Annotated in this window: 9 protein-coding genes and 1 pseudogene; 3 read left to right on the forward strand and 7 right to left on the reverse strand. The window is 72.8% G+C overall.

All coding sequences use genetic code 11. The features are described from left to right. Positions 1-588 precede the first annotated feature (588 nt). From CC117_RS03190 to CC117_RS03215, 6 genes are all read right to left on the reverse strand, one after another. Positions 589-792, reverse strand: coding sequence for a cold-shock protein (locus CC117_RS03190; protein WP_006540798.1), 204 nt, complete (start codon positions 790-792; stop codon positions 589-591). A 312-nt stretch (positions 793-1,104) separates the two neighbouring features. After that, on the reverse strand, positions 1,105-2,154 hold the full coding sequence (locus CC117_RS03195) for an aldo/keto reductase (RefSeq protein WP_071082250.1): 1,050 nt from the start codon (positions 2,152-2,154) through the stop codon (positions 1,105-1,107). 275 nt (positions 2,155-2,429) lie between these two features. Further along, complete coding sequence (locus CC117_RS03200; RefSeq protein WP_071082251.1) at positions 2,430-3,962, reverse strand: CYTH and CHAD domain-containing protein; 1,533 nt, start codon at positions 3,960-3,962, stop codon at positions 2,430-2,432. 144 nt (positions 3,963-4,106) lie between these two features. Then, on the reverse strand, positions 4,107-4,913 hold the full coding sequence (locus CC117_RS03205; protein WP_071082291.1) for a CPBP family intramembrane glutamic endopeptidase: 807 nt from the start codon (positions 4,911-4,913) through the stop codon (positions 4,107-4,109). A 247-nt stretch (positions 4,914-5,160) separates the two neighbouring features. Next, positions 5,161-6,171, reverse strand: coding sequence for a cytochrome d ubiquinol oxidase subunit II (locus CC117_RS03210; RefSeq protein ID WP_071082252.1), 1,011 nt, complete (start codon positions 6,169-6,171; stop codon positions 5,161-5,163). Next, a complete protein-coding gene (locus tag CC117_RS03215) occupies positions 6,168-7,715 on the reverse strand; it encodes a cytochrome ubiquinol oxidase subunit I (protein WP_241829785.1) in 1,548 nt (515 codons plus the stop codon). The genes CC117_RS03210 and CC117_RS03215 overlap by 4 nt, the downstream gene beginning before the upstream one ends. Positions 7,716-7,890: 175 nt before the next feature. Between CC117_RS03215 and CC117_RS03220 the strand changes: the two genes are divergently transcribed. The 3 genes from CC117_RS03220 to ppc all read left to right on the forward strand — a co-directional run bounded on the left by CC117_RS03220 (position 7,891) and on the right by ppc (position 12,664). After that, a complete protein-coding gene (locus CC117_RS03220; RefSeq protein ID WP_071082256.1) occupies positions 7,891-8,400 on the forward strand; it encodes a BlaI/MecI/CopY family transcriptional regulator in 510 nt (169 codons plus the stop codon). Between the two features lie 168 nt (positions 8,401-8,568). After that, positions 8,569-9,834, forward strand: coding sequence for a M56 family metallopeptidase (locus tag CC117_RS03225; RefSeq protein ID WP_071082258.1), 1,266 nt, complete (start codon positions 8,569-8,571; stop codon positions 9,832-9,834). A 10-nt stretch (positions 9,835-9,844) separates the two neighbouring features. Next, entirely contained in the window at positions 9,845-12,664 is a 2,820-nt protein-coding gene (gene ppc / locus CC117_RS03230; RefSeq protein ID WP_241829786.1) for a phosphoenolpyruvate carboxylase, read from the forward strand. A gap of 48 nt (positions 12,665-12,712) precedes the next feature. On the opposite strand, the pseudogene CC117_RS03235 reads toward ppc, so the two are convergent. Beyond that, a pseudogene (locus tag CC117_RS03235) lies at positions 12,713-14,101 on the reverse strand (MFS transporter); the annotation flags it as partial. Between the last annotated feature and the right edge of the window lie 418 nt (positions 14,102-14,519).

A 14,519-nucleotide genomic window follows, 5' to 3' on the forward strand; every position in this document is an offset into this window, starting at 1 on the left:
CGGACTATGAACAGCCGTTAACCACATGCGGCACAGGCGCAGCCGGGCCACGGTGTTGGCCGGGCCGACCGTGCAGGGTCACTCTCCGGGCGCACGCGCCGATGCCACCGACCGCGCGGACCCGGCCGTGCTTCTGCCGCGGAACACGACCTGACACAGCACGGAACACAGCCGGCGCGACATGAGCGGCGCGGTATTTCCGCCCGGACACATTCCAGGCATCAGCTTTTACGGATCCGGGTAATCAGAGAGATACTTGGAGCGGATCAACAAAAGCACGCACCTACCCGGGAACGAAGCCCACCCGCCATTCGTTGGCGGGCAGGTCGCATCCAAATCCTGTGACCAGATCAGCCCGGATCGTGTTAGCGGAACATGCTCGTTCCGCCGACACGATCACCGCGACAGATCGCGCGCCGGCCACGTTCCGGTGAATGCCCGACCCGCCACACAGAAGGCACAGGCAGGGCAGCACCGGACAGATCCAGACAGACCGCGGGCGCACAGCCCGTGAAAAGCGGACAGCCCGCTCCCCGGGGTGATCCGACGAACGGGCTGCCCAACTCTGGTTCTACTGCTACTCGTGGCTCAGACGACGCGGACGGCGTCGGCCTGCGGGCCCTTCTGGCCCTGGGTCACCTGGAACTCGACCCGCTGGCCCTCCTCGAGTGCCTTGTAGCCGTCCATCACGATTGCGCTGTAGTGGACGAAGACGTCAGACCCGCCGCCGTCCACGGAGATGAAGCCGAAGCCCTTCTCCGAGTTGAACCATTTCACCGTGCCCTGAGCCACGTGCCGTTCTCCCTGCTGGTGCAGTCAGGACCCGCACCGCGCGGGCCCCGGGCCTAACCGCGTCGGCGATGCGATTCGCCGCCGCGTTGTTCCGCTGTGTCTCGGTTGAGCCACGAACCGACGAACACCGGCCACGCCTGACGCTACACGGATGCGGCCCCGGACGGGAGTCCTCCAGCAGAAGAAGTCCACTTCACGGCTCGGCATTGCGAACATCCACTGCGTCGCCCCGGTGTCTCACAGTCCACCGCACCGAAGCCGAGCGGCCAGTTGAACGCTACTTCGGGCTGCCGAAGTAACACCCCCCGCGTCTCACACAAGGGCACTACCGGGCAGGGCCGGGCTCTGCCGCGCGGGCCCCTCCCCCGCGCCGAAACGCTCGATCGCAGCCGCAATCTCGTCAAGATCGACGGCGGTGAGGGTAACCCCACCGGCCGCGGGCAGCCAGGCGTCGATCTGGTCGGGGCGACGAGCCCCGACGATGGCGGCGGTCACTCCGTCGAAGGACAATGTCCAGGCCACGGCGACCGTGGCGACGGTCGTGTCGTGCCGGTCCGCGACCGGGCGGAGCGCCTCGACCAGGGCCAGGTTCCGGTCCAGCGCGGGCGGGTTGAACTCGGCGGCTTCCCGGCGCCAGTCGCCCGCCGGCAGCGAGGCGGTCCGCTCGGGCGTCCACCGGCCACTCAGCAGCCCCGACTGCATCGGGCTGTAGACGATCACCCCGATGTCGCGCAGCGCGCAGTACGGCAGCAGGTCGGCCGCGGCCTGCCGGTTGACGAGCGAGAACGGCGGCTGCAGGACGTCGGTGCCGCCCACCGTGGCCGCCTCCTCCAGCTGGCTCACCGAAAGGTTCGACACACCCACCGCCCGGATCTTGCCGGCGACCCGGAGCTCGTGGAGGGTGCCCACCGCGTCCGCGACCGACGCGCCGTCCTCCGGCGGCCAGTGGAGCTGGTAGAGGTCGATGCGCTCGACCCGCAGCCGTCGCAGCGAGGCGTCCGCCTCGGCACGGATCGAGTCCGGTGCACCGACCCGGGCCGGTCGGCGAGTGGGGTCGTTCACATCCCAGGCGAGGCCGCACTTCGTGAAGACATACGGGCGCTCGTCCTCAGGGAGGTCCGCCAGCGCCCGGCCGACCAGCTCCTCGGAGTGGCCGAGGCCGTAGACCGCGGCGGTGTCGATCCAGTTGACCCCGGCCCGCACCGCCGCCCGGATCGCCTCGACGGCCTCGGCGTCGTCCTGGGGGCCCCAGCCGAACGCCCAGTCAGCCCCGCCGATGGCCCAGGCACCGAAGCCGACCCGGGTGACGTCCATGTCAGTCCGGCCGAGCCGGGTGGTGGGAAGAGCTTCGGGAGCGGTCATCGGGCATCTCCTCGTCGACGAGGGCACCGCGCACTGGACGACACGGCGCTCATGACACGGGCACGCACAGGCACGCACGGCCGAGGACGCTCGCGCGCCGAGGGCCTTCCCGGCGCGGTTCGCACACGACCCCGCTGACACCGCATGCCCGACGCCCCGTGCACGACACCGCGTGCACGGGGTGATGCGATCGGYAGTTTCAGCAGCTCAGCCGTCCGGACCGGGGGGCTCGGCCGTCCGGACCAGCCGCTCGGTCGGCCGAACCAACCTCTCGGTCAGCCGAACCAGCGGCGGTGGTGGCGCGCGGAGGCGGCCGGCCACAGGTCGAAGAAGTCCCGTTCCGCGGTGCGCGCCCGGTGCTCCTCCAGCCCGTACAGCACACCGAGGGTGAAGGCCGACGACTCGCCCGCCACCTGGGCCCGCACACCCCAGTCCTGCAGCAGGTCCCGGGCGATCGTCGCGTCCTGATGGGTGCCGAGCAGCTCCTGCATCTCCTCCGCCAGCCGGGCGAACGCGGCCGCCGACGCGCCGTAGACCGGGCCGACCGCCTCGGCCGCGTAGCGCAGCCGCTTCGCCTGCTTGCGGGCGGAGTGCAGCAGCTCGTCCCGCTCGGTGCCGACGGGCAGCGCGGCGGCCCGGGACACCTTTCGGCTCAGCCGGCGGTCGGCCTCGCGCAGCAGGCCGGGCAGGGCCTTCTCCGCGGGCTTGCGCGCCTTCCCCACCAACGGGCTGTTGACGAGCGCGAGCAGGTCCCGCACGAGCGTCAGGTACCGCTCGCTGCGCAGCATCGCGAGGGCCTGCTCCCGCGCGGCGGTCTGGTCGGCGGCGAGATGCCCGCTGATCGCCGTCGTGACGTCCCCGCGGACCAGGTCGGCGGGGACCGCGTCGAGCCGCTCGGCGAAGTAGGCGATCTGGACCTCGGCGTCGCGCGCGGCGGACAGTGCGCCGGCCAGGTCCCGCAGCTCCCCGTCGAGGTGGCTGACGAGATCGGCCGGGAAGAAGGGGGCGAAGGTCCGCAGCGTGCTGCGGGTGCGGCGGCAGGCGACCCGCATGCGGTGAACGGCGTCCGGGGCGTCCAGGCGGACCCGCGGGTCGGTAGCCAGCAGCGCCTCGACCTGCGCGATGAGATAGGCACGGATGACGGTGCCGGCCGGGGTGCCCCGGCGCAGCTTCCGGGGGGGCGCCGGGACGTCCGGACCGGCCGCCGCGTCGAGGGCGGGGCCGAGCACCTGCGCCAGTTTGGACGACGAGGCCGACCGGTCCGCGCCGGCGGACAGCAGCACCTGTTCGACGTCGTCGAGCAGGCCGGGGGCGCCGCTGCCGAGCTCGACCTCGATCTCGCGCCATTTCTGGGCGACCATCGTGGAGCCCATCGTGGTGGCGGAGACCTGGTCGTCGACGACCTCGGCCAGGTCGGCGCCGGCGGCGTCGCGCAGGCGACGGGCCGTGCGCAGCGTGACCAGGCGGGCGACGGGGCGCAGCTCGGCGCCGCGCAGGTGCACGGTGACGAGGTCGGCGAGCTCCTCCGGCACCGGGCCGGCGCCGCCCAGCGGCCGCTGGATCTCGTCGCGGGTGCCGGGGGCGACCGGCAGTTTGAGGTGCCAGCCGGCGTCGGCCCCGCCGGTGCGCCGGCGCAGCGTGATGCGGTTGCGGGCCAGCCGCAGGTCGTCGGTGTCGTAGTAGACGGCTTCGAGCGTGACGGCCCGGCGGGTGCGCGCCGTGGCTACTCCGGGCACGTCCGCCAGCCGGGGAAGAACGAACCCCGGGTCCACTGAGTACTTGCGCTCGATCTCGCGAACTGAACCCATGCCAGCCCCTTCCCCATACGGGACACGCCCTCGTTCGCCGGTCGCCAGGCAGGCCCGGGGGCTGGGGGCACGACGGAGGGACACCGCCAGCACACGACAGAACGATCGTTGTTTGCCTATTGTTAACCTAGTGCCGGCAGCACATTACCGCGGAACCGGAATCCACGAGACCTTTCCGGCCAGTGTCACATATCCGACGAACGCTACCGTGTCGATAAGTGTGTGGGCGATCACCAGCGGTAGCACCCGGCCGGTGCGCTGAAAGATCCGCCCGAACAGCAGGCCCATCGCGACGTTGCCGGCGAACCCGCCGAGCCCCTGGTACAGGTGGTAGGAGCCGCGCAGCAGCGCGCTGGCGAGCAGGGCCCGGTTGGCGCCCCATCCCAGCTCGCGCAGGCGCACCAGCAGGTAGCCGGCGACCACCACCTCCTCCGCCAGGCCGTTCTCGGCCGCCGAGGCGATCAGCACCGGGATCCGCCACCAGACGTCCGGCAGGTTCGACGGGGCGACCGTGAGGTTCGCGCCGCTGTGCCAGGCGACCAGATAGAAGGCCAGCCCGGTCCCGCCGACGGCCGCGGCCAGCGCCGCACCCCAGGCGGTGTCCGCACGCGGGCGGCGCCGGTCCAGCCCGATGGCACCCGCGCCGCCGCCATGCCTGCCCAGCAGGTGGACGACGAGGAACACCGGCACGAGCGCGGTGACGATCGAGGCGACCTGCAGGGCGAGGTCCAGCCAGGGGCGACCGGGCGCGGCGGACGAGTTCAGCCGCGCGACCTGTGACCGCACCGACTGGTCGGCGGTGAGCACGCCGACATAGCGGATCAGCGCGAACAGGCCGGACGCCCCGAACGAGACGCCCAGAACCAGCAGCACCTCGTTGCGCAGCAACCGGCGACCGGGCGCCCCGGCAGGCAGCCCTCCCGGCAATCCGCCCGGCAATCCGCCCGACAGTTCGCCCGGCGGGCGGCCGCGGGCATCGGACGGCGACTCACGCCCGTCCGCCGCCGGCACGGCGGTGCTGTCCGCCTGGCTGTTCCCAGAACCGGCCCTCGTCACCCGTCGAAGGTAGTCGTGCCAGGACGGGTCGCACCGGACACAGGCGGAGGCCCGGGAGACCGCCCTGGCAGTACGGGCGGCTCCCGGGCCGGTATGGCTCGGCCCTCGGCGGGCCCGCGGGTCGGCGGGCGGGCCGGCGGGGTCAGGACCTGGCTTCGGCTTCCGCCTCGGGCTCCGGGTTCGCGAACAGCCGGAACAGCATCCACAGCGACGGCACCAACACGACCAGCCCGCAGCAGACCGCGATCAGCATCGCGACGATGTTGGCTTCCGGCGCGGCGGCCGAGTCGACCGTGGCCCGGCCCACGACAAGGTCGGGGTACTGCGCGGCAGCCCATCCCCACAGCACTCCGGCGACGGCGATGCCCGCCGTCACCCGCGCGGCAGTGAAGCGGTGCTGCCACAGCGCCACCAGCGAGGTCACCCCGCCGATGGCCGAGAGGACGACGAACGGCACCGAGCGGTCCGCGAACCGATCGGCGACCACCGGCGCCTCGGACCACAGCAGCGGCAGCAGCACCGCGGCCAGCAGCCCGCAGGCCACGGCGCTGCCGAGCGCACGCCGGCGCAGGCCCGGCACCAGGTGCTCCGTCTCCGGGCTGGCGGCCGCGTCGCGGCACAGGTAGACGGCGGCGAGGAACGCCGTTGCGGCGAGCGCGAAGACACCGCAGACGAGTCCGAACGCGCTGGTCACCGGGGTCAGCGGCGCGCCCTCGGCGACGTCGCCGGTGACCAGCGCGGCGCCGGCGACCCCCAGCGCGACCGGTGTGATCGCGGACGAGACGGCGAAGACGTGGCCCCACCAGTGGTCCGGCCCGGCGGCGCCGGAACCGTAGGACCGGTAGACGTAGGCGGCCCCGCGCAGCACGATCCCGGCGAGCGCGCAGATCAGCGGGATCTCCAGCGTGGAGCCGACGATTCCGAAGGCCTCCGGGAAGCCGCTGAACATCATCACCACAACGAAGATCAGCCAGACGTGGTTCGCCTCCCAGATCGGCCCGAGCGCGGCGGAGACCAGCCGGCGCTGGTCGGCGGCGTCCCGGCCCCGGGCCAGCAGGTCCCAGACGCCGCCGCCGAAGTCCGCACCCCCGGTGAGGGCGTAGGCGGTGAGTCCGAGCACCATCACGACGGCGAGCAGGTCGGCGGCGGTCATCGGGTGTCCTCCTCGCGTCCGGACGGGTCGGTCCCGGTGCCGTTCCCGCTCCCGTCACCCGCGGAGGCGGAGGCGGGCAGGTTCGGGGCCGGCTGGTCGGGTGCGGGGCGGGCGTCCGGGATGTCCGGCGCCTGCGTGGCCTCGCCGACGGACCCGCCGAGCTCCGGTCCGCCGGTCGCCATCCGGCGCAGGATGAGGATCAGGGCGGTCGCGAGGCCCAGGTAGAGCAGCACCGTGCCGGCGAAGATCGCCGGCATGCCCGAGCTGGTCGTCACCGCCTCGTCCACCCGCATCCGGCCGTAGACGATCCAGGGCTGGCGGCCGCCCTCGGTGACCTCCCAGCCGGCCATCATCGCCAGCACGGACGCCGGTCCCGACGCGGCGGCGGCCCACAGCCACGGTCTCCCGGTGGGCACCAGCGGTCGTTGCCCGCGGCGGCGGCGGAGCAGGACGACGAACCCGACGGCGGCCGACAGCGCGATCAGGGCCATGCCGAGCCCGACCATCACGTTGAAGGCCAGGTGCACCAGCAGCGCGTTCGGCCGTTCCTCCGGTGGGACGGCGGCCAGGCCGATGATCTCCTTGTCGGCACTGAAGCCCTGCATCAACGACAGCAGGTTGGGGATCTCGATGCCGTGCCGGACCTCGCCGGTCTGCTCGTCGTAGATCCCGCCGAGGGTCAGTGGGGCGTGGGTCGTGGTGTGACCGAGGCCCTCCATCGCCGCGAGCTTGATCGGCTGCTCGTTGCCGACCACGCGGGCGGCCCAGTCACCGACGATCAGCTGCAGAGGGGCACAGACGAGCAGGACGGTCAGACCGATGCGCAGTCCGCGCTGGTGATACGCGTCGCGCCGGCCACGCAGCATGCCGACCGCGTACACACCCGCGACGAGGCCGCCGGTGCACATCATCGCAGCCAGCAGCATGTGGATGAGCTGATGCGGCGCGGTCGCGGCCAGGAACGGGGCGAACGGCTCTGCCGAAACGACCTTGCCATCGACCTCTGTGACGTGACCGGGGGTGTTCATCCAGGCGTTGGCCGTGATGATGAAGAGAGTCGAGAACGTGCCGGCGATGGCGATCGGCCACAGCGTGAGCCAGTGCRCACGTGGCGAGAGGCGCTTCCAGCCGTAGAGGTACATGCCGATGAAGATCGCCTCGGTGAAGAACGCGAAGCCCTCCAGCGTGAACGACAGTCCCAGCACACCGCCGTACCGGGCCATGAAGGCCGGCCACAGCAGCCCGAACTCGAAGGACAGGGCCGTCCCGGAGACGGCGCCGACGGCGAACAGGACCGCGAAGGCCCTGGACCACTTGCGGGTCAGCGCCAGCCAGACCGGGTCCCGGGTGCGCACCCACCGCCCCTCGACGTACAGGAGCAGCCACGGCATCCCGACACCGAACACCGCGAAGCAGATGTGGAACGCCAGGGAGATGGCGGTCTGCCCACGGGCCAGGYCGGTGGACGTCGCGCTGGCCGGGTTCAGGTCTCCGGTCTGCGCGAGCGCCGCGACGTGGGAGAGCACTTCGGCGGCTTGGACCATCTGGACCTCCTCCACCGTGGGCGGCAGCACGCCCGTCGCGTTCTTCTACATTACGTAGAACATTCTACGTTGAGTAGAAGATTTTTCCTTGTGAGATCGAACGACCGCACCACGAGATCGATCGACCTCACCGAACTTGCGGGCAAGAACTTCTACGCGGCGTAGGATCGGTGTCATGGCACGCCTGGGTGACCTGGAACGGTCTGTCATGGACGTCCTGTGGTCCGCGGACGACTGGCTGACCGCGCGCGACGTGGCGGCCCGGCTCGACCATGAGCGCGACCTCGCCTACACCACCGTTCTGACAGTGCTGGAGCGCTTGGAGCGCAAGGGCTTCGTCCGGCGCCAGCGGGCCGCACGCGCCCACCGCTACGCCGCCGCGGACAGCCGCGAGACCGTCGTCGCCGAGGCGATGCTGGAAGCGCTCGGCACCGCCGACGACCGGGGCTCCGCACTGGTCCGTTTCGTCGGCTCGGTGTCCGCCGAGGAGGCCGAGATCCTGCGCCGTGCGCTGGAGCCGGCCGGGGCGGACTCCACCGGCCCGCAGTCCACCGGCGGCGACACCGCCGAGGCCGGCACTCCGGGCACCGATACCTCGGGCACCGCAGCCCACGACGGCTCGGCCGCGGCAGCCGCTGACGACAGCACCGGCGCCCCGGGCGACGACCCCGCCACCGCACCGTGACCTTCGGCCCCGGCCACACGACCACCGTCAGGGGGCTACCGGACGTCACCGACGTCACCCTGCGCGGGGTCCGAAAGACCCGGGCCAGCAGGTTCGGTCTTCCGGCCTCCGCGCGCCGTCCGCCAGCACCGCCGCTGCGGGCGCCCGAGCGGTAGCGTCTGGCGGGACATGACGACCGCGGTCCTTCTCGCCCTGTTCGCGTGTGCTCTGGCCTGGCCAGTCCCACGCATACTGGCCTCCGCCCGATGGCCGTACCGGTGCCCGCGGGCCGCCATCGTGCTATGGCAGGCGATCGGGCTCGCCGGCGGGGTGTCCGCTCTTCTCGCCGCGGTCGCGTTCACCGTGGCGCCGCTGTCCCAGGGCATCCCGTCCGCGGTCGCCGACCATGCCGCCAACCTCGCGGCCGGTGAGCCCCTCGTCGGGCTGGGCCGGACGAACCTCCTCGGCCTCGCCATCGCCGCCGCGCTGGCAGCCCGCCTGTTCGGCGTGCTGTGCGTCTCGACCGCCGCCACCCTGCGCGACCGGCACCGGCACCGGCACCTCGTCGACCTCGCCGGCCACCGCCACCGCCGTCACAGCACCAGGTCCACTCCCCGAGACCGCGGTGCCCCGTCCAACCTCGCCACCCAGTCCAACCCCGCCACCCGGCCAGACCACGGCGGCCGGGCTGACGGTGCCGGCCCGGCCGGTGAGGGCGACCGCGCCGGCGAGGGCGACCAGCCGGTCGAAGGATGCCGGCTGTGCGAGCACCGGGAGCGGACCGGCGCCCGGCTGCGGATCCTGGACCACCCGCTCGCCGTCGCCTACTGCGTGCCCGGCGTGCGCCACGCGCGGGTCGTCGTCTCCGAGGGACTGCTGCGGACACTGACCCCGGAGGAGCTGGACGCCGTCCTCGCCCATGAGGAGGCGCATGTGAACGGGCGTCATGACCTGGTCATCCAGCCGTTCGTCGCCTGGGAGCGCACCTTCCCCTTCCTGCGTCCGGCCCGGGAGGCGACGGCCGCGGTGTCACTGCTCGTCGAGATGCTCGCGGACGACGCCGCCGCCCGGCGCACCAGCGGGCGGACGCTGGCCCGCGCACTCGCCCGGCTCGGGGTCACCCGCGCCCCCGTCCCGTCCGGTGCCCTCGGGGTGACCGGACCACGCCCCGTCCCCGACTCGCCGGCGACACTGGGGGTGATCGGAGGCGCCAGTCGCATCGTCGCCACGATGATCGCCATCGCGGGCGACCGGCCCGGCGCGGCGCGTTCCGGCGGTGCGAAACCCGGCGGAACGCGACCCGACACGGCCCGGCCCGAGCCGGTGCGGACGCCGGTCGTCGCGCGGATCTCCCGTCTCCTCGACCCGCCCGAGGTACCGATCTGGCTGCCCGGCGCCGCCTACCTCGGCGCCGCGGCGGTCTTCCTCACCCCTGCCGTGCTCCTCCTCGTCTGAGAGGATCACCTTGACGCCCCCACCAGGCACGTCCCAGGATCCTGGCGGTTTCTCCGGCGGCGTCGCCTCGGGCGCCCGGCACGCGGCGGTCCGCGCCGGTGTGCGGCGGCTGGGCATTCTGCTCGGCGAGTCACTCACCCGCTACGAGGGCGAAGACCTGTTCACCCTGGTCGAACGGGTGCGGATGCTGGCCCGTAGCGAGGACGGCGGCGCCGAGCTCGCCGCCGTCCTCGACGAGGTTGACGCGCCGCAGGCGATCCTGCTGGCCCGGGCGTTCGCCGCCTACTTCCAGCTCGCCAACATCACCGAGCAGCTGCACCGCGCCCGGGAGATCTCCGACCGGCCGCGCGGCCGGCTGCACACCCTCGCCGACCGGATCGCCGCCGCGGTCGCCGACGGCACGCTGAACCCGGGCCTGCCCGGCGAGGTGATGGGGCGCCTGCAGCTGCGCCCGGTGTTCACCGCGCATCCCACCGAGGCCAGCCGCCGGTCCGTCCTGGACACGCTGCGCGGCATCGCCGACCTGCTGGACGCGTCCGACGACCCGCGCCGCCCCGCCGCCGACGACGAGCGCCTCGCCCGGCGGCTCGCCGAACTGGTGGACGTCCTCTGGCAGACCGACGAGCTTCGGATCGAGCGGCCCGAGCCGACGGACGAGGCACGGGCAGCCACCTACTACCTGGAGTCGATCGCCACCGAGGTCGTGGGGGACCTGCTGGAGGACCTCGACACCGCGCTCGCCCGCATCGGCGTCGACCTGCCCGCCACCGCCCGGCCGCTGGCCTTCGGGACCTGGGCCGGCGGTGACCGCGACGGGAACCCCAACGTCACGCCCGCGGTGACCCTGGAGGTGCTCAACCTCCAGCACGAGTTCGGCATCCGTGTCCTCACCGCCACCGTCGACCGGCTGATCCGGGAGCTGACCGCCTCCACCCGGGTGGTCGGGGAGATCAACGCGGACCTGCGCGCCGCGCTCGCAGCCGACCGGGCAGCGCTGCCCGAGGTGTACGACCGGTTCATCCGGCTCAACGCGGAGGAGCCCTACCGGCTGCGGTGCAGCTACATCCTGGCCCGGCTGGCCGGCACCCGGGCACGGCTCGCCGCCGGCACCCCGCACGTCCCCGGGCGGGACTACCTACGGATCACCGAGCTGGTGGACGAGCTGGAGCTCATGCGGGTCTCTCTGGCGGCCGGCAACGGCGGGCTGGTCGCCGACGGGCCGCTGCTGCGCGCGATCCGGACCGCGAACACCGTCGGGCTGTCGCTGGCGACGCTGGACATCCGCGAGCACGCCGACGCCCACCACGCGGCCCTCAGCGCGATCTACGATCACCTCGGCGAGCTCGACGTCCGCTACCGGGACCTGGACCGCGCGGCCCGCCTCACCCTGCTCTCCACCGAGCTCGCCGGGCGCCGGCCGCTGCTCGGCGCCGTACCGCCGCCGCTGCCGGAGCGGGCCGCGCGGACGTTCGAGCTGCTCACCACCGTCCGCCAGGCACTCGACCGCTACGGCGACGGGGTCATCGAAAGCTACATCGTGTCGATGACGCGCGGGGTCGACGACATCCTGGCCGTCGTGGTGCTCGCCCGCGAGGCGGGCCTCGTCGGCCTGGGCGCCCCCGGCGGAACCAGCGGAACCGGCGGGGCCTGGGCACGGATCGGGTTCGTGCCGCTGTTCGAGACCGTCACCGAGCTGCGGGCGGCGGGCGCCCTGCTCGACCGGCTGCTCGCCGATCCGTCCTACCGTGCGCTCGTCGCGGCGCGCGGCGACGTGCAGGAGGTCATGCTCGGCTACTCGGACTCGTCCAAGGACGCCGGCATCACCGCCTCCCAGTGGGAGATCCACAAGGCGCAGCGCGAGCTGCGGGACACCGCCCGCGCCCACGGGGTCGTGCTGCGGCTGTTCCACGGCCGCGGCGGGTCGGTCGGCCGCGGCGGCGGGCCGTCCGGCGAGGCGATCCTCGCCCAGCCGTACGGCACCCTGGACGGACCGATCAAGGTCACCGAGCAGGGCGAGGTGATCTCGGACAAGTACATCCTGCCGCGCCTCGCCCGGCAGAACCTGGAGATCGCGCTGTCGGCGGTGGTCGAGGCCTCCATCCTGCACCGGACGTCGCGGCAGTCCGAACGGGTCCTCCTCGGCTGGGACGGGACGATGACCGCCGTGGCGGACGCCGCCCGCGACACCTACCGGTCGCTGGTGGCAGAGCCGGAGCTCGTACCGTTCTTCCTGGCCGCGACCCCGGTCGAGGAGCTGGGCAACCTCAACATCGGCTCCCGCCCGGCCCGCCGGCCCGGCGGCACCGGCGGGCTCGCCGACCTGCGGGCCATCCCCTGGGTGTTCGGCTGGACGCAGTCGCGGATCCTGCTGCCCGGCTGGTTCGGGGTCGGCTCCGGCCTGGCCGCGGCCCGCGCCGCCGGCGCCGGGGACGAGCTGGCCGAGATGTACCGGTCGTGGCACTTCTTCCGGACGTTCCTCGGCAACGTCCAGATGACCCTGGCGAAGTCGGATCTGGCGATCGCGCGGCGCTACGTGTCAACGCTCGTCGACCCGGCACGTGCCGGCCTGTTCGACGTCATCCGGGCCGAGCACGAGCGCACCGTGCGCGAGGTGCTCACCGTCACCGGTCAGGACGAGCTACTGCAGACCGCGCCGGTGCTGCGCCACACCCTGCAGGTCCGGGATGCCTACCTCGCCCCGCTGCACGCCCTGCAGGTCTCCCTGCTGGCCCGCACCCGCGCCGCCGGCGACGGCGCCGACCCCCGGCTGCGCCGTGGCCTGCTCCTCACCATCAACGGCATCGCGGCCGGCCTGCGCAACACCGGCTGACGCAGCACCGGCGGCGGAAGCAGCGGCGGCGGCACCGCCCCGCCCGGAGCGAGGCGCCGTCGTGAGGCCCAGGATGAGGGCGGCCGCACAGGCGGCGACGACCACCCACCGACCCGCCGCGCCGGTGGAATCGATCATGATCACCGGCCCTCCCCCGGCCGCGCCCGCCGTCGCCGCAGCCGTCACGGCGGCGACCGAACCGATCAGCGCGACACCCAGCGACTGGCCCACCTGACGGCTGGTCGAGGCCACCGCCGCGGCGACCCCTGCCTGCTCCACCGGCATCCCGGACACCGCCGTGTTCGTGATCGGCGCGTTCACCAGCCCGAAGCCCGTCCCGAACAGGACGTAGGCGACGACGAGCACACCGGTCGAGGTTCCGGCGTCGAACACAGTCATCACCAGGCTGCCGGCGGTGAGCCCGACCCCGGCGGCGAGCAGGGACGGCCGCGGGCCGAACCGCGCCACCGCCCGTCCGGACAGGGGCGCGCCGATGATGATGGCCACGGCCATCGGCAGGGTCACAAGGCCGGCGTGCAACGGCGAGTAACCGCGGACATCCTGCAGGTAGATCGTGTTRAGGAGYAGCGCCCCGCCGAGGGCACCGAACACGCAGACCGCCGTGGCCGTCGCACCCGAGAACGACGGGACGCGGAAGAGGTGGACGTCCAGCAACGGCTCGGCCCGGCGGGACTCATAGCGCACCAGCAGCACCGTCGCGATACCGGCGACCGAGAACAGAACCAGGGTGCGGGCCGACGTCCAGCCCGCCTCGGGAGCCGCGATGAGCGAGTAGGTCAGCGTGGCGAGCGCCGTGATCACCAGCAGCTGGCCGACAGGGTCGAGCCGACGCGGTCGCGCGGCCCGCGACTCGGGGACGAACAGCCGCGCCAGCACCAGCGCGAGYAGGCCGAACGGGATGTTGATCCAGAAGATCGCGCGCCAGTTCACCCACTCGACCAGAACCCCGCCCAGCACCGGGCCCAACGCCATGCTGATGCCCACCACCGCGCCCCACACGCCGATGGCCCGCGCGCGCTCGCGAGGATCGGTGAACGTGTTGGTGATGATCGACATCGCCACCGGATTGAGCATCGAGCCGCCGACGGCCTGGACCATGCGGAAGGCCACCAGCCAGCCGAGCCCGGGCGCGAGGCTGCACAGCAGGGAGCCCAGCGTGAACAGCACCAGCCCGGTCTGGAACACCTTCCGGCGGCCAAGCCTGTCCCCTGCGGAACCGGCGAGCATGAGCAGGCTGGCCAGGACGATGGTGTAGCTGTCGATGCTCCACTGGAGCCCGGCCGGCGACGCGTCGAAGTCACGCTGCAGCGAGGGCAGCGCGATGTTCACGATCGTGATGTCGAGCCCGACGATGAGCAGGCTCATCGAGCAGATCGCCAGCACGGCGAACTTGCGGCGCATGGTCAGTTCGGCCATCCGGACCACCTCCCGGGCTGACTGCAGCTGTGCGCCCCTGCGCCGCCGACCTGACAGCCGGCCCGCGGACGACCAAGGCCAGGACCAGATCCGAAGCCCCCAACTATTTAGCGTAGAGCAACTAACCGCTTTATGCGTAGATCGCCGGCCTCGGCCCTTCGACCCATTCGACCACTCGGCCCGAGGCCGGCCGCCGCCGCGCGCACCAGGTGGCTCGGCAAGGTCCAGAACAGCCGGCCCGGCTACGAGCCGGGGGCGATGCTCCGGGCGGGCCCGCCGATGCGAATCCAGTCCGTGCCGGACCCGGAGTACAGGTACACGCCCTGCTGGTCGGGCGTAAGGGAGTACAAACGGTCCGCCGTCACCACGAACTGCGCACCAGGACCACCCACCAGCTCCCAGTTCGTCGACGTCCCCG

The organism is Parafrankia colletiae (assembly GCF_001854655.1).
Taxonomy (GTDB): Bacteria; Actinomycetota; Actinomycetes; order Frankiales; family Frankiaceae; genus Parafrankia; species Parafrankia colletiae.